Annotated in this window: 33 protein-coding genes and 1 tRNA gene; 22 read left to right on the forward strand and 12 right to left on the reverse strand. The window is 64.0% G+C overall.

Going from position 1 to position 25,980, the window contains the following annotated elements; translation table 11 throughout:
- The first annotated feature begins 42 nt into the window (after positions 1–42).
- The 5 genes from EV560_RS12215 to EV560_RS12235 all read left to right on the forward strand — a co-directional run bounded on the left by EV560_RS12215 (position 43) and on the right by EV560_RS12235 (position 3,983).
- A complete protein-coding gene (locus EV560_RS12215; protein ID WP_207908003.1) occupies positions 43–1,632 on the forward strand; it encodes a DHA2 family efflux MFS transporter permease subunit in 1,590 nt (529 codons plus the stop codon).
- Positions 1,633–1,906: 274 nt separating this feature from the next.
- A complete protein-coding gene (gene irrA / locus EV560_RS12220; protein WP_131856008.1) occupies positions 1,907–2,440 on the forward strand; it encodes an iron response transcriptional regulator IrrA in 534 nt (177 codons plus the stop codon).
- On the forward strand, positions 2,437–2,724 hold the full coding sequence (locus EV560_RS12225; protein WP_207908004.1) for a (2Fe-2S)-binding protein: 288 nt from the start codon (positions 2,437–2,439) through the stop codon (positions 2,722–2,724). The genes irrA and EV560_RS12225 overlap by 4 nt, the downstream gene beginning before the upstream one ends.
- Positions 2,725–2,821: 97 nt before the next feature.
- Entirely contained in the window at positions 2,822–3,307 is a 486-nt protein-coding gene (bfr, locus tag EV560_RS12230) for a bacterioferritin (RefSeq protein ID WP_131856009.1), read from the forward strand.
- Between the two features lie 133 nt (positions 3,308–3,440).
- Positions 3,441–3,983, forward strand: coding sequence for an MOSC domain-containing protein (locus tag EV560_RS12235; protein ID WP_131856010.1), 543 nt, complete (start codon positions 3,441–3,443; stop codon positions 3,981–3,983).
- Between the two features lie 128 nt (positions 3,984–4,111).
- Here the strand turns inward: EV560_RS12235 and EV560_RS36690 are convergent, their stop codons facing one another.
- The 4 genes from EV560_RS36690 to EV560_RS12255 form a co-directional block, all read right to left on the reverse strand.
- Complete coding sequence (locus EV560_RS36690) at positions 4,112–4,759, reverse strand: cold-shock protein (RefSeq protein WP_131856011.1); 648 nt, start codon at positions 4,757–4,759, stop codon at positions 4,112–4,114.
- 124 nt (positions 4,760–4,883) lie between these two features.
- Positions 4,884–5,585, reverse strand: a complete 702-nt coding sequence (locus EV560_RS12245; protein ID WP_131856228.1) for a carbonic anhydrase — start codon at positions 5,583–5,585, stop codon at positions 4,884–4,886.
- Positions 5,586–5,648: 63 nt separating this feature from the next.
- Positions 5,649–5,963, reverse strand: a complete 315-nt coding sequence (locus tag EV560_RS12250; protein WP_131856012.1) for a DUF167 family protein — start codon at positions 5,961–5,963, stop codon at positions 5,649–5,651.
- Positions 5,964–5,969: 6 nt separating this feature from the next.
- On the reverse strand, positions 5,970–6,260 hold the full coding sequence (locus tag EV560_RS12255) for a YggT family protein (protein ID WP_131856013.1): 291 nt from the start codon (positions 6,258–6,260) through the stop codon (positions 5,970–5,972).
- Between the two features lie 139 nt (positions 6,261–6,399).
- On the opposite strand from EV560_RS12255, the gene EV560_RS12260 reads away from it, so the two are divergent.
- Positions 6,400–6,475: transfer RNA gene (locus EV560_RS12260), tRNA-Ala, on the forward strand.
- A 467-nt stretch (positions 6,476–6,942) separates the two neighbouring features.
- Entirely contained in the window at positions 6,943–7,377 is a 435-nt protein-coding gene (locus EV560_RS12265) for a pyridoxamine 5'-phosphate oxidase family protein (RefSeq protein ID WP_131856014.1), read from the forward strand.
- 162 nt (positions 7,378–7,539) lie between these two features.
- Here EV560_RS12265 and EV560_RS12270 read toward each other — a convergent pair whose 3' ends face one another.
- From EV560_RS12270 to EV560_RS12280, 3 genes are all read right to left on the reverse strand, one after another.
- A complete protein-coding gene (locus tag EV560_RS12270) occupies positions 7,540–9,744 on the reverse strand; it encodes an amylo-alpha-1,6-glucosidase (protein ID WP_131856015.1) in 2,205 nt (734 codons plus the stop codon).
- Positions 9,745–9,759: 15 nt separating this feature from the next.
- Complete coding sequence (locus tag EV560_RS12275) at positions 9,760–10,893, reverse strand: glycosyltransferase family 4 protein (RefSeq protein ID WP_131856016.1); 1,134 nt, start codon at positions 10,891–10,893, stop codon at positions 9,760–9,762.
- A 179-nt stretch (positions 10,894–11,072) separates the two neighbouring features.
- On the reverse strand, positions 11,073–12,281 hold the full coding sequence (locus EV560_RS12280) for an MFS transporter (protein WP_248312009.1): 1,209 nt from the start codon (positions 12,279–12,281) through the stop codon (positions 11,073–11,075).
- A 95-nt stretch (positions 12,282–12,376) separates the two neighbouring features.
- Here EV560_RS12280 and EV560_RS12285 point away from each other — a divergent pair, with 95 nt between their 5' ends.
- Both EV560_RS12285 and xth read left to right on the forward strand, forming a co-directional pair.
- Complete coding sequence (locus EV560_RS12285) at positions 12,377–13,291, forward strand: hypothetical protein (protein ID WP_248312010.1); 915 nt, start codon at positions 12,377–12,379, stop codon at positions 13,289–13,291.
- A 341-nt stretch (positions 13,292–13,632) separates the two neighbouring features.
- Positions 13,633–14,439 carry an exodeoxyribonuclease III gene (gene xth, locus EV560_RS12290; protein ID WP_131856018.1) on the forward strand — a complete coding sequence of 269 codons (807 nt, stop codon included), beginning with the start codon at positions 13,633–13,635 and terminating at the stop codon, positions 14,437–14,439.
- 160 nt (positions 14,440–14,599) lie between these two features.
- On the opposite strand, the gene EV560_RS12295 is transcribed toward xth, so the two are convergent.
- Positions 14,600–15,667, reverse strand: coding sequence for a YihY/virulence factor BrkB family protein (locus EV560_RS12295; protein ID WP_248312011.1), 1,068 nt, complete (start codon positions 15,665–15,667; stop codon positions 14,600–14,602).
- 304 nt (positions 15,668–15,971) lie between these two features.
- Here EV560_RS12295 and EV560_RS12300 point away from each other — a divergent pair, with 304 nt between their 5' ends.
- From EV560_RS12300 to EV560_RS12320, 6 genes are all read left to right on the forward strand, one after another.
- Positions 15,972–16,253, forward strand: coding sequence for a DUF6894 family protein (locus EV560_RS12300; protein WP_131856020.1), 282 nt, complete (start codon positions 15,972–15,974; stop codon positions 16,251–16,253).
- 476 nt (positions 16,254–16,729) lie between these two features.
- On the forward strand, positions 16,730–16,984 hold the full coding sequence (locus tag EV560_RS12305) for a GlsB/YeaQ/YmgE family stress response membrane protein (RefSeq protein ID WP_131856021.1): 255 nt from the start codon (positions 16,730–16,732) through the stop codon (positions 16,982–16,984).
- A 163-nt stretch (positions 16,985–17,147) separates the two neighbouring features.
- A complete protein-coding gene (locus EV560_RS12310) occupies positions 17,148–17,600 on the forward strand; it encodes a YidB family protein (protein WP_248312012.1) in 453 nt (150 codons plus the stop codon).
- Positions 17,601–17,743: 143 nt separating this feature from the next.
- The gene (locus EV560_RS36695) at positions 17,744–17,875 is read left to right on the forward strand and encodes a hypothetical protein (RefSeq protein ID WP_282568853.1); all 132 of its coding nucleotides are present in this window, start codon (positions 17,744–17,746) and stop codon (positions 17,873–17,875) included.
- 197 nt (positions 17,876–18,072) lie between these two features.
- The gene (locus tag EV560_RS12315; protein ID WP_131856022.1) at positions 18,073–18,333 is read left to right on the forward strand and encodes a hypothetical protein; all 261 of its coding nucleotides are present in this window, start codon (positions 18,073–18,075) and stop codon (positions 18,331–18,333) included.
- 94 nt (positions 18,334–18,427) lie between these two features.
- On the forward strand, positions 18,428–18,667 hold the full coding sequence (locus tag EV560_RS12320; RefSeq protein ID WP_131856023.1) for a hypothetical protein: 240 nt from the start codon (positions 18,428–18,430) through the stop codon (positions 18,665–18,667).
- 464 nt (positions 18,668–19,131) lie between these two features.
- On the opposite strand, the gene EV560_RS12325 is transcribed toward EV560_RS12320, so the two are convergent.
- Positions 19,132–19,323, reverse strand: coding sequence for a hypothetical protein (locus tag EV560_RS12325; protein WP_131856024.1), 192 nt, complete (start codon positions 19,321–19,323; stop codon positions 19,132–19,134).
- Positions 19,324–19,465: 142 nt separating this feature from the next.
- Between EV560_RS12325 and EV560_RS35750 the strand changes: the two genes are divergently transcribed.
- Positions 19,466–19,636 (forward strand): hypothetical protein, encoded by a 171-nt coding sequence (locus tag EV560_RS35750; RefSeq protein ID WP_165923430.1) that lies wholly within the window; start codon positions 19,466–19,468, stop codon positions 19,634–19,636.
- A 61-nt stretch (positions 19,637–19,697) separates the two neighbouring features.
- Positions 19,698–20,447, forward strand: a complete 750-nt coding sequence (locus EV560_RS12330) for a Crp/Fnr family transcriptional regulator (RefSeq protein ID WP_131856025.1) — start codon at positions 19,698–19,700, stop codon at positions 20,445–20,447.
- A 52-nt stretch (positions 20,448–20,499) separates the two neighbouring features.
- Here EV560_RS12330 and EV560_RS12335 read toward each other — a convergent pair whose 3' ends face one another.
- Entirely contained in the window at positions 20,500–21,396 is an 897-nt protein-coding gene (locus tag EV560_RS12335; RefSeq protein WP_131856026.1) for a LysR family transcriptional regulator, read from the reverse strand.
- 78 nt (positions 21,397–21,474) lie between these two features.
- Here EV560_RS12335 and EV560_RS12340 point away from each other — a divergent pair, with 78 nt between their 5' ends.
- Together EV560_RS12340 and EV560_RS12345 are read left to right on the forward strand one after the other, a co-directional pair.
- Positions 21,475–21,882, forward strand: coding sequence for a cupin domain-containing protein (locus tag EV560_RS12340; RefSeq protein WP_131856027.1), 408 nt, complete (start codon positions 21,475–21,477; stop codon positions 21,880–21,882).
- A gap of 30 nt (positions 21,883–21,912) precedes the next feature.
- Positions 21,913–22,356 carry a DoxX family protein gene (locus EV560_RS12345; protein WP_131856028.1) on the forward strand — a complete coding sequence of 148 codons (444 nt, stop codon included), beginning with the start codon at positions 21,913–21,915 and terminating at the stop codon, positions 22,354–22,356.
- A gap of 421 nt (positions 22,357–22,777) precedes the next feature.
- On the opposite strand, the gene EV560_RS12350 is transcribed toward EV560_RS12345, so the two are convergent.
- Together EV560_RS12350 and EV560_RS12355 are read right to left on the reverse strand one after the other, a co-directional pair.
- On the reverse strand, positions 22,778–23,035 hold the full coding sequence (locus EV560_RS12350; RefSeq protein ID WP_131856029.1) for a hypothetical protein: 258 nt from the start codon (positions 23,033–23,035) through the stop codon (positions 22,778–22,780).
- Positions 23,036–23,056: 21 nt separating this feature from the next.
- Positions 23,057–23,314: a hypothetical protein gene (locus EV560_RS12355; protein ID WP_131856030.1), complete on the reverse strand. Its 258-nt coding sequence runs from the start codon at positions 23,312–23,314 to the stop codon at positions 23,057–23,059.
- Positions 23,315–23,432: 118 nt separating this feature from the next.
- On the opposite strand from EV560_RS12355, the gene EV560_RS12360 reads away from it, so the two are divergent.
- From EV560_RS12360 to EV560_RS12370, 3 genes are all read left to right on the forward strand, one after another.
- Complete coding sequence (locus tag EV560_RS12360) at positions 23,433–23,849, forward strand: DUF1236 domain-containing protein (RefSeq protein WP_248312013.1); 417 nt, start codon at positions 23,433–23,435, stop codon at positions 23,847–23,849.
- A 122-nt stretch (positions 23,850–23,971) separates the two neighbouring features.
- The gene (locus EV560_RS12365) at positions 23,972–24,223 is read left to right on the forward strand and encodes a hypothetical protein (RefSeq protein WP_131856032.1); all 252 of its coding nucleotides are present in this window, start codon (positions 23,972–23,974) and stop codon (positions 24,221–24,223) included.
- 265 nt (positions 24,224–24,488) lie between these two features.
- The gene (locus EV560_RS12370) at positions 24,489–25,940 is read left to right on the forward strand and encodes an NAD-dependent succinate-semialdehyde dehydrogenase (protein ID WP_131856231.1); all 1,452 of its coding nucleotides are present in this window, start codon (positions 24,489–24,491) and stop codon (positions 25,938–25,940) included.
- The last annotated feature ends 40 nt before the right edge of the window (positions 25,941–25,980 follow it).

A 25,980-nucleotide genomic window follows, 5' to 3' on the forward strand; every position in this document is an offset into this window, starting at 1 on the left:
GCTCCTCAGGCTGAGGGCTGAGCATCCATCCCCACGGAGGCCATGATGGCCGACACCACCATGAGCGCTGCAGGAGCGCCGCCGGCCTCGGATGCGTTGCCGCTGCGGCGCGTCTTCGCCTTCATCGCCATGGTCTTCGGCATGTTCATGGCGATCCTTGACATCCAGATCGTCTCCGCCTCGCTCGCCGAGATCCAGGCCGGCCTCTCCGCCTCCAGCGACGAGATCGCCTGGGTGCAGACTGCCTATCTGATCGCCGAAGTGATCATGATCCCGCTCTCCGGCTATCTCAGCCGGGCGCTGTCGACCCGCGTCTTCTTCACCATCGCCGCCGCCGGCTTCACGGTCGCCAGCGTGCTCTGCGCAATGTCGTCCTCGATCAACGAGATGATCCTGTGGCGCGCCATCCAGGGCTTCATCGGCGGCGGCATGATCCCCGGCGTCTTCGCCGCGGCCTTCTCGATCTTCCCGGCATCGAAGCGCCCGATCGTCTCGCCGCTGATCGGCCTCGTCGCCACGCTGGCGCCGACCATCGGCCCGACCGTCGGCGGCTATCTCAGCCACGCCTTCTCCTGGCACTGGCTCTTTCTGGTCAATGTCATCCCCGGCATCGGCGTCACCATCGCCGCCTGGATGCTGATCGACTTCGACCAGCCGCAGCGCGGCCTGCTCAGGCGCTTCGACTGGCTCGGCCTCGCCGGCATGGCCGCCTTCCTCGGCAGCATGGAATATGTGCTTGAGGAAGGCACGCGGCTCGACTGGTTCCAGGCGGAAGAGATCATCCTCTTCACCGGCCTGATGATCGCCGGCGCCGTGCTGTTCTTCTGGCGGGCGCTGACGCGCGACGACCCGCTGGTCGATCTCTACGCCTTCAGGAACCGCAACTTCGCCTTCGGTTCGCTGTTCAGCTTCTGCATGGGCATCGGCCTCTACGGCCTGACCTATCTCTATCCGGTCTATCTCGGGCGCATTCGCGGCTATGATGCGCTGATGATCGGCGAGACCATGTTCGTCACTGGCTTGTGCATGTTCTTCACCGCGCCGATCGCCGGGCGGCTCTCGACCAAGCTCGACCCGCGCGTGATGATGATGATCGGCTTCGGCGGCTTCGCGCTCGGCACCTATATCGCCTCCTTCATCACCAAGGACTGGGACTTCTACGAACTCCTGGTCCCGCAGATCCTGCGCGGCTGCTCGCTGATGCTCTGCATGGTGCCGATCAACAACCTCGCCCTCGGCACCTTGCCGCCGGCCCAGCTCAAGAACGCGTCCGGCCTCTACAACCTGACCCGCAATCTCGGCGGCGCGGTCGGCCTCGCCGTGATCAACACCATGCTCAACACCCGCACCGACCTGCATATCGGCCGTCTGCACGAGGCCGTCGCCGCCGGCCGGCAGGTGGCGGAGGAACGCATCACTGCGATGACCGAGATGTTCAGCAATTACGGCGCGGACGCCCAGGCAATGGCGCTCGCCCAGATCAACGTGCTCGCAAAGCGCGAGGCGCTGGTCATGGCTTTCGGCGACGTCTTCCTGGCGCTCACGCTGATCTTCGCCAGCCTGGTCGTGCTTTCGCTGTTCATGCGCAAGCCGCCGGCCGCGGCTCCCGCAGGTGGCGGAGGCGGGCACTAGAACCTGATCGGTGAAGCCGCCTCAAAACGATCGATAGAGTACGCGCCGACCCTCCTCGATTGCATAGCATTCTCTCTGAATCGGCAAGAATGCCGTCGAAAATCTCCGATTTTGCGAGATTCGACGATGCCTTGGCCGACCTGGTGCGAGATGTCGCAGCCGGCTCGCAATTGACTCCGGCGCCGGATTCAGACAAATATGATAGCAATATCAGTAGTTTAGATGTTTTCTAAACTACGAGCCTCTATACGGGGCGCGAGTGGAAGGCATTGCGATGGGCGTTTCGACGGTGAAGGACCTTGGGGTTGCGCGCGCGGCGGCGGATCAGATTCCGTGGCCGCAGAAAAGCCCTGCCTCCTGCCCGATCAGCGCCGTGAAGACCCGGCTGCGCAATGCGGGCCTGCGTCCGACCCGTCAGCGCATGGCGCTCGGCTGGCTGCTCTTCGCCAAGGGCGACCGCCATGTCAGCGCCGAGATGCTCTATGAGGAGGCGCTGCGCGCCCGCGAGCCGCTTTCGCTCGCGACCGTCTACAACACCCTGCGCCAATTCTCCGAGGCCGGCCTGCTGCGCCAGGTCTCGGTCTCCGGCCCCAAGACCTTCTTCGACACCAACGTCTCCGAGCATCACCATTTCTACAATGAGGATGACGAGACCGTCGTCGACATCCCGGGCTCCGAGATTCAGGTCTCCGGCCTGCCGGTTGCGCCCGAGGGCATGATGATCTCCTCGGTCGAGGTCATCGTCCGCCTGCGCCGGGCCGATGGCGAGGAGGTCGTCACCAAGGTTGCGGCGGGCCATCACGCGTGATCGTCTGTTCCTGCAACGTCCTGTCCTGCAGTCAGATCAAGGGGACCATCGCTCCCGATGGTTCCGGACCGCAGACGGCTGGCCAGGCCTATGATTGCCTCGGCTGCAGCCCGGATTGCGGACGCTGCGCCCGCCAGGTGCGTGCCATCCTCGCCGAGGCGCGCGCCGCCTGCGCCAGCCAGTGCCATTCCTGCGCCGACCGCGAGATCGAGTGCGCCGTGCATGTCTCGGTCAACCGGATGATGGACGGACTCGTCATCGCCGACGAGCGCGACGCCGCCTGAGCGGTAAAAAGCGCCAGGCACGCAAACTTGCCCTTCCAATCTGTCGCGGCTCCTTCTACATTAGGATCATTCTAATGTGTGATTTGGGAGAGCGGCCATGAAGGGTGACAAGAAGGTCATCGAATATCTCAACAAGGGGCTGCGCTCCGAGCTCACCGCCATCAACCAGTACTGGCTGCACTATCGCATGCTGGACAACTGGGGCCTGAAGGAGATGGCCAAGACCTGGAAGAAGGAATCGATCGAGGAGATGGTCCATGCCGACCGTTTCGTCGACCGCATCCTTTTCCTCGAAGGCTTCCCGAACCTGCAGACCCTCGACGCTCTGCGCATCGGCGAGAACGTCAAGGAGATCGTCGAGTGCGATCTCAAGGCCGAGCAGGAGGCTCGCGCCCTCTATCAGGAAGCCGCCACCTATTGCCGCGAGGTGCATGACTATCCGTCCGAGGAGCTTTTCCGCGCCCTGATGAAGGATGAGGAAGGCCATATCGACTTCCTCGAGACCCAGCTCGACCTGATCGAGCGCATCGGTCTGGAGCTCTACACCCAGAAGCATGTCGGCCATCTCGAGGAAGATCACTGATCCGCCAGAGCGGCTGAATCATCGAGCCGGACCTGCCTCGCAGGTCCGGCTTTTTCGTATGCGGCGCCTGCGCCGCTCGTCAGTGCCAGCAGCATGTCTCACATAGCCCGCGACTGACCAGACGGAGAGACGCATGGGCCCTCGCGTGACCGCCGTTGCCCTTGATGCTGGCCATGCCTTCAGCAAGCCGCGGCAGGACAGCATTCGCCTCGTCGCCGGACTCGGGGTCGAAGGTGACGCCCATTGCGGCGTCACGGTGAAGCACCGCTCACGCGTCGCCGTCGACCCGACGCAGCCCAACCTGCGCCAGGTTCACCTCATCCACGAGGAACTGCTCGACGAGCTCAACACTTCCGGCTTCGAGCTCGCACCCGGCCAGATGGGCGAGAACGTCACCACGCGCGGCATCGACCTGCTCGGCCTGCCGGTCGGCGCGCGGCTGAAGCTCGGCGGGGATGCCGAGATCGAGATCACCGGCCTGCGCAACCCTTGTGGCCAGATCGAAGCCTTTCGTCCCGGCCTGCTCAAGGCCGTGCTCGGCCGCGGCGCGGATGGCAGCCTGATCCGCAAGGCCGGCATCATGGGCGTCGTGCTGACGGGCGGCGAGATCCGCCCGGGCGACGCAATCACGATCGCCTTGCCGCCGGAACCGCATCGCCAGCTGGATCGCGTCTAGAGCCGCATTTTCTTCACGCGAACCGGTGTCCGCTTCGCTCGAAAATGCTCCAAAACAAAACGCCCCGGCACGCGGCCATCTGGCCGGGCGCCGGGGCGTCCTGGTAGAATGCTGGACCGATGCGGACGTCAGATGAAGCTGACGTTAGCCGCCTCAGGACCTTTCTTGCCCGCGCGGATCGAGAAGCGCACGCGCTGCCCGTCCATCGGCGGCTGCAGGCCGCTGCGGCTCAGCGACGAGACATGCAGGAAGACGTCCGGCCCGCCCTTGTCCGGCGCAATGAAGCCGAAGCCGCGATCGGAATTGAAGAACTTCACGGCACCGTCGAACGGACCTTCCATCGGCCCGCTGTCGCGGCTGCCGAAGCCGCCACGATCGCCGCGGTCGCTATAGCCACCGCCGCCGCCATAGCCGCCGCCACCGCCATATCCGCCGCCGCCGAAATCGTCACGGGGGGGACGCGGCGAGAACGGGCGCGGGCCGCGCTCGCTGCGCGGAGCGGCCGGAGCTGCGGTCGAGGCGTCGATCTCGTGCACGGCCACGACCTGAAGGCCGCGCCGTCCCTCGCCGAGATCGGCGATGATGGTCGCACCGGGCTGCAGATCCTGCGGATCGAGCGGTCCGATGGCCGAAACATGGAGGAAAACGTCGCCCGAACCATCGGCGGGCGACGCGAATCCGAATCCCTTCTCGGGATCGAACCACTTCACCTTGGCTTCGATATTCTCGTGGCTGACGAAGGGCTGGGCGGCAGGAGGCTTACGGCGATCGAACATGGAAGCTTCAAAGTGCAGTGACCGGGAGAACGCAATCTAGCGTAAGCCGACCCCGCCGTCATCGGGGCGGCAGCTATTTTATTGCACCCAAATTCCCCGACCGAAACCGGGGCCGTCACAGCCTCTATTCTACTTCGCTCGCGCGGATCATCTGGACCTTTTTCGGCATCTCGCCGACCGCCGGAATGAACTGCCCTGTCTGCGGATCGAGCAGCATCAGCACCCCGGTTGCAACCGCAAAATAGGCGCCATGCAGGTGAAGCCGGCCCTTTTCCTCAAGAATCTTGATGCAGGGGAAGGTCCTGAGATTTTCCAGGGATTGCTGGATCGAGGCGAGGGCCAGCCGCTCGACATAGCCGTCCAGGCTTTCATGCCGGCCGCGCCCGCCGGTGCGCCGCGCCGCCGGCTCGACCAGGGTGATCCACTTGCCAATGAAGTCGCCCGGCGAGAGCGGCCCCTGTGCATCGTCGGCGAAGGCGCGGATGCCGCCGCAGCGGCCATGGCCGAGCACGACGATATGCTCGACCTTGAGCGCCTGCACGCCGTACTCGAGCGCGGCCGAGGTGCCGTGCAGCTGGTCATCCGGCGAAAAAGTCGGAATCAGGCTGGCCACGTTGCGGATGACGAACATCTCGCCCGGGCTCGCGTCGAAGATCACCTCCGGCGAGACGCGCGAGTCGCAGCAGCCGATCAGCATGATCTTCGGCGTCTGCCCGCTCTCGGCCAGTTCTTCGTAACGGCTCTTCTCGCGGATGAAACGGTCGTCGAGGAAAGCGCGGTAGCCTTCGGTCAGCCGTTCGGGAAAGGGGGGTATCGGCGTGTCCATGATCGCGAGAGGGACACCCAACCGGGCACTCTCGTCAAGTCTCTTCTTGCCGCAGCGCAACAATCACAGTGCCGGCAGCAGCTGCCGCAGGCGCGCCAGCAGGATCTCGCCATCCCCCGAAACCGCGACGATCTTCAGCCGCGCCGTGGCTCCGGCGGCAAGCTCGACATGCGAGCGCGCGACGTTGAGCAGTTTCGCGATCAGCGCGATGAGCGCCGCGTTGGCCTCGCCCTCGCTCGGCGCGGCCCGCACTCTCGCTTTCAGCACCTCTCGGCCGTCAGCCAGCGCCTCGATCCCATCGAGCGCATCGCGACCGCCGCGCGGCGTCAGCCTGATCGCGAGGCGCAGGCCTTCCGGCGTGGTCGTCCACGCCGCCATGCGAGCTCAGAAGACGTTGGGGTAGATATAGCGGACGATCACGCTCTGGATGAAGAAGATCAGCAGCAGCAGGATGATCGGCGAGATGTCGATGCCGCCGAGATTGGGCAGCCGCTCGCGGATCGGCCGCAGCGCCGGCTCGGTCATCCGGTAGAGCATGTCCCAGACGGTGGAGACGAACTGGTTGCGGGTGTTGAGGACGTTGAAGGCGATCAGCCAGCTCAAAACGGCGGAGGCGATCAGGATCCAGACATAGATCTGCAGGGCCAACATCACCACATCCAGAACGGCGCGCATCGACATCCCTCTTGTCGTCAAAGTCCGGTGGCGCGCGACCGCCGGGCCGTCTTTGCCGAACACCCCCGATTTGGAGGCGAAAGCGTTGACGGAAGCGATTGACATTCACGCGACGCAGGGCCTAGAAGGCCAGCGCTTCGGGGCTGTAGCTCAGATGGGAGAGCGCTGCAATCGCACTGCAGAGGTCAGGGGTTCGAATCCCCTCAGCTCCACCAAGTTCTCGGTGGAATTAGAAGCGTAGCCAAATCATACGCTTGTCGGACCGGGTGAGTGGGGTGCGTACCCACTCGTGTATCCGGCTTTGAGCCGGCCGCCCGGCTCTGTTAATCCGCTGATCTTCCGCGGCCATCGGCTTGGCCCCCCTCAATTCTCGAGGCGCCTGATTCGCGGCAATCGCCCGCGAGTTCGCTCATATCGAAACGGCGGCGATCAGCTGTCGTTCAGATTGTTGCAGCGTAGGCATGGTTCGACTCTGCCTGAAACGGGATCGGGCCCTAAACTCCCGCCGGTGATGTCGACCGGCCGATTGGCCGTATGCGCGACGAGGCCGCCAAGAACGAAGCCTGCAGATCATCGCGCCCGACAGATCGGCAAGCTGTCGCTGGGCTGCCCAAGGAACCTGTCTCGGCTTCCGACCGTTCGTTCGCCACAGCACGACGGCGAACCGGCAGGAGGAGCCACAATGGGAAAGTTCAGCCTCGGCGACATCGCTGAGAAGATGAAGGATATCGATTTCTGTATGCTCACGACGGTCACGGAGGGCGGCAAGCTCTCGAGCCGTCCGATGAGCAATAATCGCGATGTCGAGTACGATGGTGACTCGTGGTTTTTCGCCTATGACGACGCTCGTTTCGTGCGCGACATCGAGGCCGCCGATCAGGTCGGACTGACCTTTTCGGGCGATAAGAGTCTGCTCGGCAAACCCGGGGTTTTCATCGGCATAGAGGGAAAAGCCAGCCTCACCCGCGACCGGCTCGCCTTGGAGGAACACTGGGTCGATGATCTCGAGCGATGGTTCCCCCAGGGAATCGAGACACCCGGCATCGTCCTCCTCAAGGTGCACGGATCCCGGATCCATTACTGGGATGGGGAGGAAGAGGGCGAAGTCGCCCTCTAGTTTTGCGGCTACGCGGCCGCTCCATCTGACGTCTCCCGGGTTCGGCCGTGGAGCGCGCCGCTCAGGCTAGAGTATTTCCGCGTTTCCCGCGAAAATTCTCTAGCCCTTTGCTTTAATGGATTTTCTTCACGCGAACCGGAACTCACTTCGCTCGAGAATGCTCTATTTCGAGATCAGAATTCTTGCGCTGCCGTGCCGCGAAAGAACATTGGCGGTGACATCGAAACCGTAGCGATGCAGCCTCACATCGGCCGATGAAGTGCCAAGGCGCAGATTGCGGATCACGACCTCGTCGAGAAATTCCGGCATCACCGGCTCGTGGAACCGGATTTCATCCTGCTCATGATGGAGCTCGAGCCCCAGGCACGCGCCGAGCAGGCCGAAGACCGTGGCCGCCGACCAGGCCTGCGGCGCGCAGGCAACCGGATAAGGCGTCGGTGCCCGATGCGGCCGCCGGTTGAACCCGCAAAACAGCTCCGGCAGGCGTGACATGTCCTGATGCCTGCCGGCGTCGAAGATGGCCGAGAAGACCCGGCTCGCTTCTGCTTTGAGGCCATAGCGGCCAAGCCCCAGGGCGATCAGCGCGTTGTCATGCGGCCATACCGAGCCGTTATGGTAGGACATCGGGTTGTAGCGGGGCTGCCCGGCCGGGAGGGTGCGGATGCCCCAGCCGCTGAAGGCATCGGGCGTGAGCAGGTTCGCCGCGACCCGGGCCGCGCGATCCGGGGCGGCGATGCCGGCAAACAGCGTATGGCCGGCATTGGACGCCGGCACGAGGCAGGGCCGCTTCTCGCCATCGAGCGCCAGCGCATAGGTCCCCAATTCCTCGCTCCAGAATGCGCGCTCGAAATTGCAGCGCAGGCGCTCGGCCTCATCAGCCAAGGCCGAGGCCAGATCGGGCTGACCGAGCCTGCGCGCCATGAAGGAGGCCTGCAGCTTGGCCGCATAGACGTAGGCCTGCACCTCACATAGCGCGATCGGTCCGACCGGGTCCGCGTTGTCGGCATGGAAGATCGCGTCGTGCGAATCCTTCCAGCCCTGGTTGGCCAGCCCGCTCGCACGGGCCCTCGCATATTCGACGAAGCCATCGCCATCGCGGTCGCCATAGTCGTCGATCCAACGCAGCGCCGCGCAGATATTCGGCCATATCGCCCGGATGGTCTCGAGGTCGCCGGTGCGATGAAGGTAATGGCCGGCCAGCATGATGAAGAGCGGAGTGGCATCGATCGTGCCGTAGTAGCGTCCGAAGGGGACCTCGCGCAGCCGCGCCATTTCGCCATGCCGCATCTCGTGCAGGATCTTGCCCGGCTGGGCATCGGCCTCCGGATCCACGGCCTGAGCCTGGGTGGCGGCGAGCGTGCGCAGGACCCCGCGCGCGATCGCGGGATCGATCCAGAGCATCAACAGCGCGGTGATGATGCCGTCCCGGCCGAACGTGGTGTTGAACCACGGGATGCCGGCATAGGGATAGGGGCCGTACTGGCCCCAGGTGAGCAGCGTATAGACGTCCGACGTCGCCCGGCAGAGCATGTCGTTGAACGCCTGGTTCGACGTCGAGACCGTCGCGATCTGCGCGGTCGCCGTGCGGTGCGCGCGCCGCGTATCGCGATAGGCAGCGAAGAAATTCACCGGCGGCAACGCTTTCACGGCGCCGTCGATGCAAGCGATCGTGAGGAATACCGAGCTTTGCTCATACGGCCCGAGCATGACCTCGACCGTCATGCGGTGGGGGTCGAGCGCGATCGGCTCCGGGCTCATCTGAAGCACCGTCTTGCGTTCGATACGATCGAGACCGAGATAGCGGTACTCGACCCGATCGGGACCGGTCACTTCGACCGTGCTCGTGCCGCGCCGCAGGCGCTGCGTGCCCCGCACCTCGAACATGTCGTGGAAGTCGGCCCCGAACAGAATGTCGATGCGCAACCGGCGCGGTACCGGACCGTAGTTCCTGATGCTGATGCGCTCGTAGCAGACCGCCCGCCACAGGAATTTGGTTCGGTGCAGGAAGATCGTGTCTCGCGCCATCCGCTCGTCGCCGAGGCGAAGATCCGGATTGGTGAGCTCGACCGAGAGCGCTGCCTTGTCCTCGTGCACCGACGAGCTCAGCAGCAACGGCCGCTTGCCCTCCACGCGGAGCTCCAGATGCGACAAGAAGCGGGTATCGCGATAATAGAGCCCCTCCGCCGTGTCGCTCAGCGTGCCAAGGTCGCCATGCGCGTCAAGCACGGCGAACGCGTCGCCGTGCTTGAGATTGCGCAGGACGTGATCGGTCAGCGAGGTCCTGGCCTCGATCTCGTATTCGGACCATAGGTTCGGTCCGTTCGGCTCAGGTGTCGGTCGCGCAAACGCGCGGATGTTCTCCGGCATGGCACATATCCTGGTTTAGGCCGAGTGCGGCTGGTTCTCGCCCCCACCTGGCATCAGACCGGCTGCCTCATGGTAGGCCGGCGGCACGACCGTGGACAGAAGCCGTTCCGGCGCGGGCTGGCTGCGACGCTGGTGCAGCAATCTCTCGAAGGTCTCGACGTAATCGGCCGCCATGCGCGAGACCGTGAAGCGCCGTTCGAAGCGATCGCGCACGGCCCTTCGGTCCAGTCGGTCGATCCGTCCGACCGCCTCCACCGCTTCCTCCAGCGAGGATACGATCAGGCCGGAAACGCCGTGGTCGATCACCTCGGGAACGGAGCCCTCGCGCCAGGCGATGACGGGCGTCCCGCTCGCCATGGCCTCGATCATGACGAGGCCAAAGGGCTCCGGCCAGTCGATCGGAAAGAGCAAGGCGGAGGCGCCTGCGAGAAAGTCACCCTTCCTTGCGTCATCGATCTCGCCGATGAAATCGATCAGCGGGTGATCGAGCAACGGCTCGATCGTGGTGGCGAAATAGTCGCGGTCGACGGCATCGACCTTCGCCGCGATCTTCAACGGTATTCCGCTGCGCTTGGCGATCTCGATGGCACGGTCCGGCCGCTTCTCAGGCGCGATACGGCCGAGAAAGGCGAGATAACCGCCGGCACCGCTTCCGAACCTGTAAAGGTCCCTGGGAAGACCGTGGTGGATCGTGGACGCCCAGTTCACGGGAGGCATTGGCAGGCGCTGATGATCGGAAATCGAGACCAGCGGCATGCCCGGGAAGACCTGATGGATTGGATGAAAGTCAGGCAGATCGAGGCGCCCGTGCATTGTTGTGACGCACTTGAAGAAAATCTCCTCGAACATCGGGAACTGCAGCATATCGACGTGGAAATGGATGATGTCGAACTCATCGGCGCGCCGTCGCACCTCGTCCAGCATCACCAGGGTGCTGGCGATGTGATCGCGGATGCCGGAGAGCCGCAGCGCTTGCGGTACGACAGGCACAAGCCTGGCGTTGCTGCGGGAATCGCCGCTCGCGAACAGGGTGACGTCCTGCCCTTGGCGCACGAGCTCTTCCGTGAGCCACGACACCACTCTTTCGGTTCCACCGTAGAGTTTCGGAGGGACTGCCTCCGCCAACGGAGCGACCTGAGCGATCCTCATTTCGACTGTTCCTTCGACTACCAGGTTGTCCCCGTGCCGCTTCGCGAACTCGACAAACGCGGGAGACGGCGCTGGAGTTCAGTGGTGCCTCGCCGCCCAAGGATGATTTCGCAGTCGACCGGTGCAGGTCCGACCGGCGTCGAGCAGATGGAACAGAAAGCCCGATTGCAGCAGCGTGCTCAGCCGGAGATCGCAGCTTGTCCCTGCCCTGCTGCGCGCAGGCGAAGACCTCGCGTCAAGGGCAGGGCAGCGGCGCACAGGCCGGCCATCGCGAAGAAGGCTGCGGCACCGAAGCGTGCGTAGAGCGCGCCTGCCGCGAGCGTCAGCAGCGCCGTCACCGCCGCGGCGACAAATGCGTAGATCGCCTGTCCTGTCGCAGCCAGCCGCGCGGGCACGATCTCGATCATCAGCCGCATGCAGCCGAGATGCAGCAGCGCAAAGGTGAGGCCATGCAGTGGCTGCACCAGCGCGAGCGCAAGCGGATCGGTGCTGAGCGCCATGACGGACCAGCGGAGCACACCCGCCACCGCAGCGATGGCCGCAGCCCCGGCCGGGCCGGCGCGTGCGACCAGGGGCGGCCCGATCAGGAAGAATACGATCACCTCGGCTGCGACCGACAGTGACCAGAGAAAACTCACCATGACCGGGCCGATGCCGGCCGCGTTCCAGCGGATGACGGCAAAAGCGTCATGCATGGCATGGCTGCCGAGGATCAGCGCCGCGACGAGCAGCAATCGCCGAAAGAGCGGGACGTGCAGCAGCGCGATCAAGCCTTTCAACGGCGACGCCTTGTGTTCCGTCACGGCCGCGTGGTCGACCGCCGCGCTGATGGACAGTGAAGCCACAAGAGTCGCGCCGGCGAGCAGCCCGGCATGCAGAAGAATGATCGATGTGAGCCCCACCGCGCTCACGACCTGTCCCGCGATCAGCGTCCCGACGACGAAGGCCGCCGAGCCGGCACCACGCACCCATCCGTATTCGAAGCGGCCCGCCATGGCGGTTGCGTCGCCCTGGCGCGTCGCCAGCGCATCCGCCAGCGTCGTGACCGGCGCCAGCACCGCTGCCTGGCAAAGGCTCGCCAGCAGCAGCGCTGGAAAGCCTCCCGGCAGCAGCAGGCCGAGCGCGGCAGTGCCGGACATGGCGATGCAGACTACGAGAACCGCGCGCCGCGCACCGAGCCGATCCGCCATCCAGCCTGCCAGCGGCCCCGAAACGAGGCGAACCGCCGTCCCTAGCGCCAGCAGCAGGCCAAGTTGCTCAGGCCCGACCCCGCGCTCTTCGAAGAAGAGCGGCCAGAAGGGTGACGCCACGCCGAACGCCGCGTACATGAAGACGTAGAGCAGAACGAAACTCGACAGCGGATGGCGATCGAGGCGAAAGCGACCCACGGTTCCGAACTCCTGAGCCTCGCCGAGCGTCGGCGCACCCCACTTACTCAAGGGCCGACGGCTTGGTTCCGAAGGTCGCGGGCTGAGAAGCGAAGATGGCGCGCGAGGCACAAAGCGGGGCAGCAGGTCTGGAATTGAACGAGCCTCGCCGAAGCGATGATGGCGAGGGTGCGACAGTCGCTTTTCCGTTCGATGCCGTTCTGGTCGAGCGCTTCCGCGAGACATTTCCGCGGGCACGGTGGCAAGATGAGACCGCGTGCTGGTTCGTCCCGGGCAAGACCGCCGACCGACGGATCGCCGCCTGGCTTCGGGACCATATTCCGTCCTCGCTTGCGCTGGCCGACCAGCGTGGGCGAGATGCCTTTGATTTCGAGCCGATCGAGAGCCCCTATCTCGAAGCCGCTGGCGACCTGCTCGTGCGGACGCCGTTCTCCAGGACCGTCATCGAAGAGCTTCGTGCCATTCCCTGGGCCGCGTGGGATCCCGACCTCCGGGTCTGGCATGTGCCATTCCGCTCAGTCGAACGACTGCGCGAGCGCTGGCTGAGCATTGAAGCAGCCGCACGGAGAGCGGAGCCGGCCGCGCGCCGGCGCCGCCAGGACGAGCTCAAGGCCTCGCCGGAATACGACCAGTACCGGCAGCGCGCGGCCGAGCGCCGGCGCAAGCGCTTTCCGGCGCCTTTGTCGGACCTGCCACCATTCGGCCGGGTGGTCATGACGTCTTGGGGCGCCATCGTGCCCATCGGCACGGACGGGGAGCTCGCGCAGCCGGAACCAGCTTCAACGCACTATCCCGGCCTCGCCGCGGACGGTGAGCGGATCTGGATCGACTGGCGCTCCCCCTCGCTCGACGAACTGGTCCGCACCTGGCCGGCACGCACCGAACCTGACGCCCATGACATCGCCCGCGGCTGGTGGCAGCCGAGCCTGCGTGAGCTGCGCGCGGAGCGGCGCAAGGCCCGATCGGCCGAGAAGGCCGCGGCAACCCGCACGGCGAAACGCAGCACCTGATCCGCGCATCGGAACCCGGTTCGGTCGCCACGGTTAAGTTGAGCACGCGGCAAGGAAAATCCTGTTGGCAGCCCTCGTTCACATCGCCGGACTGATTATCGGACATCGCATTGCAAACGGCCGATGTCCCAGCGCCGTTACTATTCCGTCGGGCCTGCTGATTTCGCGGCTGCGGACCCCGCCCCTGTTAACCGCCGTCGTTTGCGGCGCGCGATCATCGACAAACCAATAGCGAGCCCGAGCAAGTCGGACCGCAATGCCATCCATTGGCGTGAGGGATACTCGCACTCCATCGCACCCTCTCCGCCATCACCTGCTGCTTGCCAGGAAAGGGGGCCGGCATGCCCAGGCCACGGTTGCGCCGGAATGGCTTCAGGATTGCGACCTTCAACATCAATAATGTCCGCAAGCGGCTGGGCAATCTGATTGCCTGGCTCGCCGAGACGAGGCCGGATGTCGTCTGCTTGCAGGAGCTGAAGGCGACCGACAAGGATTTCCCCGACGCCGAGCTAGAGGCAGCAGGCTACGGCTCGGTCTGGCATGGTCAGAAGACCTGGAACGGCGTCGCCATTCTCGCGAAGGACGCCGCGCCAATCCTGACAAGGACCGAGCTTCCGGGCGACCCGACCGACCGGCAAGCGCGCTACATCGAGGCAGCGGTGAACGGGATCCTGATCGCGTCGATCTACCTGCCGAATGGAAATCCGCAACCGGGTCCGAAATTCGAGTACAAGCTTGCCTGGTTCGAGCGCTTGCGCGCGCATTCGGCGAGCCTGCTCGCGGCCGATGTGCCGGTTGTCCTGGCGGGCGACTATAATGTCGCCCCCACCGAGCTCGATATTTATCCGACCACGTCATGGGATGACGATGCGCTGATCCAGCCCGAAAGCCGCGCAGCCTATCGCCGCCTCGTCGACCAGGGTTGGAGCGACGCATTGCGAACGCTCAATCCCGACGAGCGCATCTACACATTCTGGCACTACATGCGGCATCGCTGGGAACGCAATGCCGGTCTCCGCCTTGACCACCTGCTGCTCAGCCCCCAACTAGCGCCTCGACTGCAGGCGGCGGGCGTCGATCGTGCCGTGCGCGGGCGAGCCGGAGCCAGCGACCACGCGCCGGCCTGGATCGATCTCACGTCTGGATAGGACCTCGGGCGCCGCTATTCCTCGCGTGAGATGATCGTGCCGTCGGACAACGCGAAGCAGCGCTCATCGATCATTTTGACCGCCTGGCCATCGGGAAATTAGTAGCGGTGCCCGTTCTGCCTTGTTGGAGCGTCGCAGCCACCTGCAATGGCGCGGCGCCTCACGCCTTGTTGTCGGCGGCATCCGCGCCACGAAGGCCGATCGGCTGGGGCGGCCCTTGCGTGGTGTCCCGAAAGGTCTGACGCTCGGCCTCGGAATTCAATTCCGCCCCGACCAGGATAATGGTCGCCGAGAGCCACATCCACATCAGCAGGGCGATAACCGCGCCGAGCGTGCCGTAGGTCTTGTTGTAGTCCTCGAAGCTGGCGACGTACCAGGAGAACAGGACCGATCCGAGCAGCCACGCGATGCCGGCGACGAGTGCGCCGGGACTGACCCATGTCCACTGCGCGTTGTCCCGGCTTGGTCCAAAGCGATAGAGCGCCGAAAGGCCGAGCATCATCACCAGGATCAGCACGGGCCAGCGGCCGAGCCAGAGCAGCCATTCGGTCGCCGCTCCAAGATAGAAGTAATCGAGAACCACAGGGATCGCGGCGATCGCGCCAATCGCCAGGATCGCGAAGAGCAGGATCGCCACGGTGAAGCTGAGCGAGATCAGGTTCAGGCGAACGAAGCTGCGCTTTTCATCCTCGCCATATGCGACGTTGAGCGCATCGAAGATCGCTTTGACCCCCGCATTCGCACTCCACGCCGATAAAGCCAGGCTGAGCAGGAACGCAAATCCGAGCTTTGTCTCGTCCCCGGTCGCAATCCGGCTGATCTGGTCACGAACAACCTCGATGGCGCCGCCAGGCAGCAGGCCTTCGGCAGCCGCGAGCTGATCTGCGACAGTCCCCGGATCGGCGATCAACCCATAGAGCGACACAAAAGCGGTGACGGCGGGAAAAAGCGCGAGCAGGCCATAGAACGTCACGCCCGCGGCGACGGCCAGCACCCGATCTCTGCTGACTTCAGCATAGGTGCGCCAGGCAATATCGCGCCATCCGGCGGCGGGAATTTCGGTCGGCAAGGACGCGCTTGCGCCCGGACGAGCAATCCCGCCCCTGTTCATTCGGCCCCGCTGTCGCGATCGGCCCGTGAGAGTTTCGACATTGGCTGCGATGAATGAGGCCGCCAGCCCGATGACGGCCGCAAGTGTCAGTTCCTTCAAAAGTCCTGGAGTGCGCACGCTGATCGCCTCTTTGAACGAGCGCGGCTATGGCCTTTCCCGACGCTGTTTCATTGGCTTAACCGCGGCCGGCAGGCCAGGTTCCTTGCGGCGACGGCCCTTCCAAGGGTTGCTTCTCCAACCAGGATCCGAGGGGTACTGCGGCAAGATGATCCCGTTGCCCTGGCATATCGGTAAAGCGCCAACGCAAATAAGCTGGCCGCTCACCAGGGCATGTCGCTAACCTGCGATACCAAGGTGACCGTTAGCGCGAAGAGTTCGAGTGACTGTCGGAACCGTCCGCAATGCAGTGAATTGAAGCTTCATGGCGCGCTTTTTCATTGATTCCTCGGATGGCGAGACACCGTTCCTCGATGAGGAGGGTTTGGATCTTCCCGACCCCGAGGCCGCCCGCCGGGCTGCATTGGCGGGCCTTCCTGACATGGCCGCAGACCGTATTCCCAATGGTGATCGTCGTGAGTTCGTCGTCCGCGTCCGCGATCACGACGGACGTTCCCTCTATTGCGCAACGATGGTGCTGACCGGTGGTTGGTGCACGGACGGTCAAGATCCGGCCGAGCACGTTTTTTCGCCCCGCCCTCGCTGAGATCAACCACGGGGAACCATCCAACCCGCGTCAGGGCTTTCCTTTATCACCGGTCAATATTCACAGGCGCCGGTGGCTAGGAGAGACGCGAGCTTCCGCCGGCGAGGTTCGGAATGCCGCATGGCACCCAGGATCGCGCCACCGACGTCCGCGCTCGTGCCCAAGCTTTCCAAGATTTTCCCCCTTTCCGACGAAGCGCGGCAGATCATTCTCGGCTTGCCGGACAGGTTTCCGAGGCCGGCCGCAAGGGCGGCCAGCACCGGCCTTTCATGCCGAAAGACCTGGACAAAGGCCCGTCGCGTCCCCTTTCGCCATATGCGGCCGACCAGTGACCCCGGCCAATAAACCGGGCGCCGCCGCTATCGCCAGCAAGGCAAATGAATTGCCCGCACAGCCCGCGGGAACCTTCTTCGCTTCGCGGTAGTTGTCGGAAGGCTGCCGCGCTTGGACCAGCCGTGAATCGCTGGAGGGGATCCATGGGCTTCATCTGGACAATCATCATCGGCTTCGTCGCAGGCGTTATCGCCAAGTTCGTGATGCCGGGCTCGAACGAGCCTTCGGGCTTCGTCCTGACCACGATTCTCGGCATCATAGGCGCAATCGTAGCCACCTATCTGGGCCAGGCGATGGGTTTCTACAGCCCTGGCGAGGGAGCCGGCTTGATCGGCGCGGTTGTTGGCGCGGTCATTGTGCTCGTCGTGTGGTCAATGATCAGTCGTCGCAGCGCCTAGACCGCGCGCCGCTCTGATCGCGCGGCGATCAGAGCGGACCATGCGTTCTCTATCGATGATTGAGAGGCGGATTCCACCAATCAGGCTGTTAAATCAAAGGGATAGAGAATCTGTGCGATTCGGTGAAACGCGGAAATGCTCTGGTTGAAGAAGGAGATGGGTCATGGGTAGCGACAATGGTTTTCCGTCGATGACGGCCTTGCTTGGGCTTCTGGCGGTCGCGGGCTATCAAAATCGCGACAAGCTCGCCGAATGGTTCGGTGGGATGCAGAAAGGCCAATCGCCACAGGATGCGCCCGCAGGCCTTGATCGCGTCTTGCACGGTTCGCAGACGGCGACTGCCGGTGGCATTGGCGGGCTTCTCGGCAACGGCATCCAGGAGATCATCGACCGCTTCAAGCAGAGCGGCCGTGGCGATGCGGCCGATTCCTGGGTCCGGACCGGGCCCAACCAGAAGATCGAGAGCCAGGACCTGGAGCAGGCCATCGGTCCAGATATCATCGATCGGATCACGGCTCAGACGGGCCTGACGCGTGAGGAAATCGTGGCACGGCTCTCGAGGCAACTCCCTGAGGCCGTGGACAAGTACACCCCCGACGGACGCGTCCCTGTTTAGACGCCGCCGGCAGCCTTCGAAATGCGGCTGGACGCGGTCGAGCGAGGATTGGCCAAGCGAAGGTAAACCATGCCGGGACCCGCCCGCCTCCCGGCGCCGGCAAGGCCGCACTGCTCGCCGCCATGATCGTCGGATTGATGATCATGGCGATATTCGTGGGCTTCAACCTGTATCACGCGGACAGTTTGCGGGAGGAACTGTCCGGTCGCATCGACGAGCGGGATCAGCCCAAGAGCCCGACCGATCTGCAAGCGCCGCGCCCGGAGAGGCAATGACGGCAGATGGACCGGGCGGCGCTCTCGGGATGGCCTCGTCACAATGGGTCAAACCGCTCCGTTCCGCTGGTTACTCACTCCGATTGTGCTTGCTAATTGCGTGACGATAGCGCCTCCTGTCGCGGCAGTTGTCTCCACACCGCGTCTGGAAATGACCGCGTGCGGCGCAGTTCGACGCCGCCAAGCGGAGAGACACTATGAACATCGGCAAAGGTCGGCTGATCCTGCGCGACGGGCGCGGGATTGCGGTCGAATACCAATTCGGCAGCGATTACGACGATAGCCGCACAGGCTATCTTCGCTGCGACACATCCTGCTTCGACCCTGGCGAATTTAGTCACAAGCTGACCCTGCAATGCGAGGATGAAGCGACCGTGGTGCTCGCCGTCGTCCACTACAGCGACCGCTACCTGGCTGTGACGGGCCGGCTCCTGGCGGTGACAGAGGAAGCCGCCTGACCGGCGGCTTCCTCTGTCACCGCGACCGCAATTGTCCCGTCGAATGCGTAGGTGCGGGTCGCCATGCACTGCCCGCCACGCTCGGAGCAGCCGGATGAAGTCAGCCGAGGATCGAGGGCGAAGCCGCCTCATGCTTCGCATGCCTGCATGGCGCGCCGAATTGCGGAAGGCCGCGACCCCGGAGTTCCTTGACGTTTGCGAAGCCTACGAAATCGCCTGGGAGGCGATAACGCTGTTTGGCAAACTGCGACTGCCACGCCGTGTCGAGGAGTTTCGGATTATCGCCGGCGACCTGGAGGGTGAGGCCTTAATTCAAGCGATCCAGACGCCTTGAACAGGGGGCTGCTTGCTACTGTGCCTCCCCCGACAGAACTGAACTAACCGTCGCCAGGCGCCTTCATTGGAATCGGCGCAGCGCCATCGCTCTCGATCGCGAGCTGCGTCAGGGACGGCACCGTCGCGCGGCTCCCCGGCCATGGAGAGCCAGCCACAGACCTAGAGCATTTCCGCGTTTCCTCGAATCGCCGAAACTCTCTATCTATTTGCTTTAACGCATTTTCTTCACGCGAACCGGTGTCCACTTCGCTCGAAAATGCTCTAATGGCTCGCTTCGCCGACCGGTGAACGCCCCCGGCTCTCTGATCTCAATATCGTAAAGGGCGATCGCCTCGGTAAGCATATCGAGCTCGCGCTCTTCGTCGCTGTCGACGGTGCAGCCGAACAGCAACGCTGCGCGATCGCGGTCCTGCGCTCGTCATCGTTCGTTATCGTCACGCAGATCGGTCCCATTCTTTTGCCCTAACCGTGCGGCGAAAGATGGTGCTGGCTCTCCCAGCGCGTGACAGCCGCACGCAGCGCGACGAGCTCGAGATAGCCGGGGCTTCTTATATGCGCATCGGAAAGCTCGCGGGCGCGCTTGACGGCGAGCTGATAGTCCTTCGGCGTCTGGAGGACCACGATCGGGGCCTCTGGTCGGGCTACGTCCCGCATTGCCGTTCCTTCCGATGGAAATTCGGACTCATGAATAGCGCGGTCCGGGCAGGTAACCTGTGTCAATTGATGTGGTTTGCGCGCGAAGCACACGGCATCATGAAGCATGAGTTCAGCGCCATGCCCCGGCCAGATCGCATCCTTGCATCAGCTTTACGCGAGCCTTCGTGCCGCGGTGGACGACGCGACTGAGGCGCTTCGCCTGCTCGAAGCCATGCGGCCTGGGGAGGAGGTGCCGCTGGAACCCTTTCTCGCTGCCGAGCACAAGGTGTCGGCCCTTGCGCGCGAGATTTCAGCAATGCTCGACAGGTAGGACGAGGTGATCGCCCCCATCGGCAAAGGGAACCGGCCACAGACGGTCACGTTCGATTACCATGAACGAAACACGCGACGATCACGTCATCGCCGTCGAAGCCCTGCTCCGCTACTTGCAGTGCCGGGATCGCGTCAGCACCGCCGAGCGTGAGCTCGTCGCTAGCCTGACGATGCGGTTTAAAACGTTCAGGCGGGGCGAAGACCTCGTCAGCGAGAACTCCAGGCCGAATGAAAGCTGCCTGGTTCTCAGCGGCTTTACCGGACGAGAAGTCCTGCTCAAGGACGGCTCGCGCCAGATCACCGCAATTCACATCCCCGGCGATTTCGTCGATCTGCATGCCCTATTGCTGAAGCTCATGGATCATAGCGTGGTCGCGCTGACCGAGGCCCACGCCGCCTATGTCCCGCATGCCGAATTGGTCCGGATATCGGAGGCAGCACCGCATCTCAGCCGGCTCTTTTGGCTTTCCACCGTGGTTGACGGCGCCATTCAGCGGGCCTGGATCGCTTGCATCGGCCGCCGCAAACCCTTGCACCATCTTGGCCACCTGATCTGCGAGCTCAGCATGCGGCTCAACGCGGTCGGCCTCGCGCCCCGCCATTCATTCGACTTTCCGATCACGCAATCACAGCTTGCGGATGTGCTCGGCATGTCGCTCGTTCAGGTGAACCGGACGTTGCAGGCGCTACGTCGCACCGGGCTGATCGATTGGAAGGGCTCGACCATCACGATCCATGACTTCGACGCTCTCGCGGAGCTTTCCGATTTCGACCCGACCTATCTTAATCTGATGAACGAGCCCCGTTAGGCTCCGGTGTGCGCGCTACTTCGCCAGGCAGCCGTCTCCAGCAAGCAACCTGTCATCGGGTCGTTTCGCCATGGAACAACGGCCTCAGGGCATGGAACTCCCGCGCCAGGAAATCCGACAACCTCCGCAGTCGGGCGGTGTGACGGAGCTCGCTATGCGTGAGGAACCAGAGGTCGCTCGATAGCTCGTCGATTGGTGCTCCCAGGCGCACCAGGCGAGGATCGCGATCGGCGAGATAGCAGGGCAGGACGCCAAGGCCGATTCCGCTTGCGACGGCCAGGGCCAGCGTGTGCAAGCTGTTTGCGAAGAGGGTCGCGCGCAGCCAATACCCGCGGTCCTTCAGCCAGCGCGCGGACGCCAGATGGCTGAGCTCCTCGTCCGGAGCCACCCAGGGATGGCGATCAAATCCATTGGCATCGGCGCCCGCCATGGTCGTCGCGCCATAGACGGCCACGGCAATCCGGCACAGCTTCCGTCCGACGAGACTCTCGGGAGGTTCACCACCGGCTCGCAGCGCGGCATCGACCTCTCGCTGGCGCAGATCCGCCATGCCGACGCCCGAGCGTAGATCGAGCCGGATCGCAGGGTAGTCCTGCCGGAAGCGGGCGATCACCGGCATCAGCGGTCCGGCGATCAACGTGTCGACGGTGGCGAAGCGGATCGATCCGGCTGCTTCTGAATCCTCGTTGCCGACCCTGGCTTCCAGCGTGGCGATGTCCTCCTCGATCCGTTCGGCGAGCGCGGCAGCCTCCCTTCCGGCCGGGGTGAGCGACACCCCCGTATTGTCGCGTCTGAAGACCAGCGTCCCCAAACGCTCTTCCATGGCCTTGGCGTGGCGGAAGACTGTCGGCGTGCTCACCCTGAGTTGCGTTGCCGCCCCTGCGAACGAACCCGATCGTGCCACGGCGAGGACGAGGCGAAGGTCATTCCAGTCAAGTCGCTCGGTCATGAAATCCGGCGTTTCATATTTGTTACTACCTGCATTTCATCGTACTCGCTAGCGTCCTCCCGGCAAATGGAGGCGACGATGACAGCCAGGCACATCACATGGACGCGGGATCAGGCGTCCGGGCGAGGTGAGTTCGAGGGTGCCGAGTTCGGCTCGGAGGTGTCGATCATCTTCACCCGGATCGACCGTCCCGGCGAAGGACCGGAACTGCACCGCCATCCCTATTCCGAGACCTTCATCATTCGTCGGGGCACGGTCGTCTTCTCGGACGGGATATCGAGCTTCGAAGCCTCGGCGGGAGCGGTCGTCGTCGTTCCGGCAGGAGTTCCGCATCGGTTCACCAGCAAGAGCGAGCATCTCGAGATGATCGATATCCACGCCAGCGGCAACTTCGTCACCGAGTGGCTGGACCGGCCCACGGAATCCAGTCAGCAGGCCGAGCGAAGTCATGCCGGTCACGATGATTGGCCGCGCCAAAGAGCGTGAGCGCATCCTTGATCTTCAAAGGAGAACAAAATGAACACGCAAGCGACGCTTTGGGCGAGTCGCGCCCTGACATGGCTATTTGCGCTCTTCATGCTGGGTGCGTCCATCTCGCCCAAATTGCTCGGTCTACCGGTTGCCGAAGAGACCATGGCGCAGCTTGGCTGGCCCCCAGGCTATGCCTTCACGATTGGCTTGATGGAACTGGGATGTCTCGCGCTTTATCTCATCCCCCGCACCGGCTTTCTTGGGGCCGTGCTGATGACGGCCCTCCTGGGCGGCGCGATGGCGACGCAGCTCAGGGTCGGAAGCCCGCTCTTCAGCCATGTCCTCTTCGGCATGTACCTGGGGCTTTTCATGTGGGGCGGACTCTGGCTTCGAGACAGGCGCCTGCGAGCGTTCTTCCCCGTCGACCAGGAACCTGTGGCAAAGTCCGAAGCTGAAAAACCCGGCAAGCTGGAAGCGGCCAGACCGTAGTGCACCGGGTCGGCACAGCTTCCCTCAAGGCCAGCGTTCCGCCGGCGCCGCGAATGGCGTGACATGGGGACTCGGAGCGCTGCTGCCTCGTCAGTTGGGGTCGGGGCGCGACTTGCGTACGCCCTCCTGCCGGGCTCTCCAGGCCTTGATCGCCGTTATCAATCCGACCCGAATAGCCTCTTCGACCGAGCCGCGTTTTGCGTGGTCGAGTTGAGCGAGTTGATCCCTTGCCCGGTCATATTCTTCGGGACTCGCAATCGTGAGCTGAGGCGGAGGAGGACGAACGATCATTGCAAGGCCCTGAGGTCTGTTTCCTCAACCAAGCCTTTGGCGCCAGGTTCCTTCGCCCCATCACCTGGCTGATGCCTTCCTGACGCCGGAACGACTCCATGCCGGCCTCATTGCCAGCTCGGTTCCCGAACTACCCTGGCTTATCGGGCTTTATCTTGCTCGGCCCAGCGGCATCGAAGCGCCTGATGGCCGATGCCACGAGCTCGCTGTCCGGCACCTGGGCTTGCCAAAGCTCCGCCAGAATATAGCCGAGCCGATCGTTCTCCGCCTGATAGTTCAGGGCACCGATCGGGGCTCTCGCCTCGATCTCTTGCCAGGCCTTCTGATGAGCCAAAATGATGCGGTCGCGATGGATGCCTGGAATCCTACCTTGCCAGGACATGTTCACCCCGCCGGCCAGCGGTACAGATCATTCGAACGCGCTTCCTATGATGTGAACGACACGGCGCGTGGGCGGCCGGCTCGAGACTGTTTCGACCTGCTCCACGGCCGGATACGGGCTTCCGCCGATACGGATCGCGTTGAGAAGCCTCGCCGGAAGAATCCGGCCGAAACTCGCGCTCGGGTATGACATTCCCTTGATCGGGGAAGCCGAACCGGCCTGAGTCGAGAGCTCACCCGCTACGGTCGCGACGGCGATGGCGCCGCAGAGTGCGAACCATTTCATTGGAATTTCCCCATCTCTCCCCCGAGGCATTCAACCCACGAGATTGGGAGGGAGTTCCGGGAACTGTTTACAAGGATTCTAAGTTTGCTGTCCGTCTGGGGGCAAACTGAAGATCGGATTGATGAGGAAGATCTTGCTTGCAGCTGCCGTCGTGATGACTCCGATGGTGGCGTTCGCCCAGAATCCCGAGGGCGCTCGGGGTGGCGCGGTGAGCGGTGGCACGGCCGGTGCGGTCGGGGGTGCCGTGGTCGGCGGCCCGGTGGGAGCCGTGGTCGGCGGCGTGGGTGGCGCAGTTGCCGGCGCGATCATCGGTGACCAGACCCCGCGCTTCAGGACCTATGTCTCCGAGCATGAGGTGCCCTCGTATCGCTACCGCGAGGAGGTGCGCGTCGGCGCCGTCCTTCCCGAAGCGGGCGTGACCTATCGCGAGGTGCCCGCTGAGTTCGGCACGAAGGGCTATCGCTACACCGTCGTCAACGATCGGACCGTGATCGTGGAGCCGAAGACCCGCAAGATCATCCAGGTGATCGAATAATCCATGCCCGGGCCCTGCGCTCCAGCGCGGGGCCCCCGCCGACGGCGCCGCGCCGACAGGTCATCACCATTGCTGCTTGCGGGGTGATAACCTTGGGTTATCCTCCCCGCGGAGGAGCCGAAATGCCGTTCAGCTTTGCGACACCGGAAGACTTGGGGCTGCTGGAAGAATCGCTCGAACGGGCCTGGGCCATGGTTGTCGAGCGACACGGCCATGATCCGCTGAGCGCCCCGGGCGCGCGCGAGCGGCTTGCCTATATCGTGTCCGCCCTTTGGCGCAGCGGCCTACGCGAAGGCATGGCTGAGCAAGCCTTCGCTCAGTTCGAGGCAACGACGCCGAGCTTGACCCCAACGCAAGCGGCACGGTCTTCCTAGGCGAATGCGAGATCGACTCGCAGGTTTCGTCCGCCAGAAACGACCTCGCCCGGGTACCTCCAAGCCGCTGAAGTCCACATCGATCCGAGCGCACCGACCCGCTCAACAAATCCGCGTCTGCTGATGTCACGTCCCCTGGGCGTTCCCAAACGCGGCTGCGACGAAAAGCGTCCTCGAATACACCCGCCAGAACGGATTGATTCTTCTCGTCAGCCGGATGACAGAAGACTGCCCCTGGCGGCGTGACGATATGAGAGACCTGACCATGCTGAAGCTCAACGACCCCTCGCTGCTGAAATCGCAATGCCATGTCGACGGCGGCTGGATCGGCGACGGCACGGACGCAGTCGACAATCCTGCGACCGGCGAGACCCTGGCAAAAGTGCCGCGCTTCGGCACGGAGGAGACCACCGCGGCGGTCGAGGCGGCCTCGCGCGCCTTCAAGCCTTGGGCGAAGAAGAGCGCCAAGGAGCGCTCGGCGATCCTGCGCAAATGGTTCGAGCTGATCATGGCGAACCAGGAGGACATCGCGCAGATCATGACGGCCGAGCAGGGCAAGCCGCTCAGCGAGGCCCGCGGCGAGGTCGCCTATGCCGCCTCCTTCGTCGAGTTCTACGCCGAGGAAGCCAAGCGCATCTATGGCGAGACCATCCCCTCGCCCTTCCCGAACTCACGCATCATCGTGCAGAAGCAGCCGGTCGGCGTCTGCGCCGCGATCACGCCCTGGAACTTCCCGGCCGCGATGATCACCCGTAAATGCGCGCCTGGCCTCGCCGCCGGCTGCACCTTCGTGGTCAAGCCCGCGCCCGATACCCCGCTCACCGCGCTCGCCCTGATGGAGCTTGCCGTCCGCGCCGGCTTCCCGGCCGGGGTGCTCAATATCGTCACTGGCGATGCGGTCGCAGTCGGCAAGGTCATGACCACGCATCCGGCGGTGCGCTTCGTCGGCTTCACCGGCTCGACCCCGGTCGGCAAGCTGCTGATGCAGCAGGCGGCCTCGACCGTGAAGAAGGTCGGGCTCGAGCTCGGCGGCAATGCCCCCTTCATCGTCTTCGACGATGCCGATCTCGACGCGGCCGTGCAGGGCGCGATCATCGCCAAGTACCGCAACATGGGCCAGACCTGTGTCTGCACCAACCGGCTCTTCGTGCAGGACGGCATCCATGATGATTTCGTCGCCAAGTTCGCCGGCGAGGTCGCGAAGATGAAGGTCGGCAACGGCGCCGAGGTCGGCGTGGTGCAGGGCCCGCTGATCAACGAGCGCGCCATCGAGAAGGTCGAGCGTCATGTCGCGGACGCTGTCGCGAATGGCGCCAAGGTCGTGGTCGGTGGCCATCGCCACGCGCTTGGCCGCACCTTCTTCGAGCCGACCGTGCTCTCGGGCGTCACGACGAAAATGCTGGTGACGAACGAGGAGACCTTTGGCCCGGTCGCGCCGGTCTACCGCTTCTCGACCGAGGAGGAAGTGGTGCGGATGGCGAACGACACGCCCTTCGGCCTTGCCGCCTATTTCTATTCGAAGGATCTCGGCCGCGCCTTCCGCGTCGCCGAGGAGCTCGAATACGGCATGGTCGGCATCAACTCCGCCATTCTCGGCACCGAGGTCGCACCCTTCGGCGGCGTCAAGGAATCCGGGCTCGGCCGCGAGGGCTCGCTGCACGGCATGGATGAGTTCGTCGAGATCAAGTACATGCTCGTCGGCGGGCTCCAGGCCTAGGCAGCCTAGAGCTTGTCAGCGAAGCGGGTACCGGTTCGCG

This window comes from Allobosea sp. BK604 (genome assembly GCF_004341515.1).
Classification (GTDB): Bacteria; Pseudomonadota; Alphaproteobacteria; order Rhizobiales; family Beijerinckiaceae; genus Allobosea.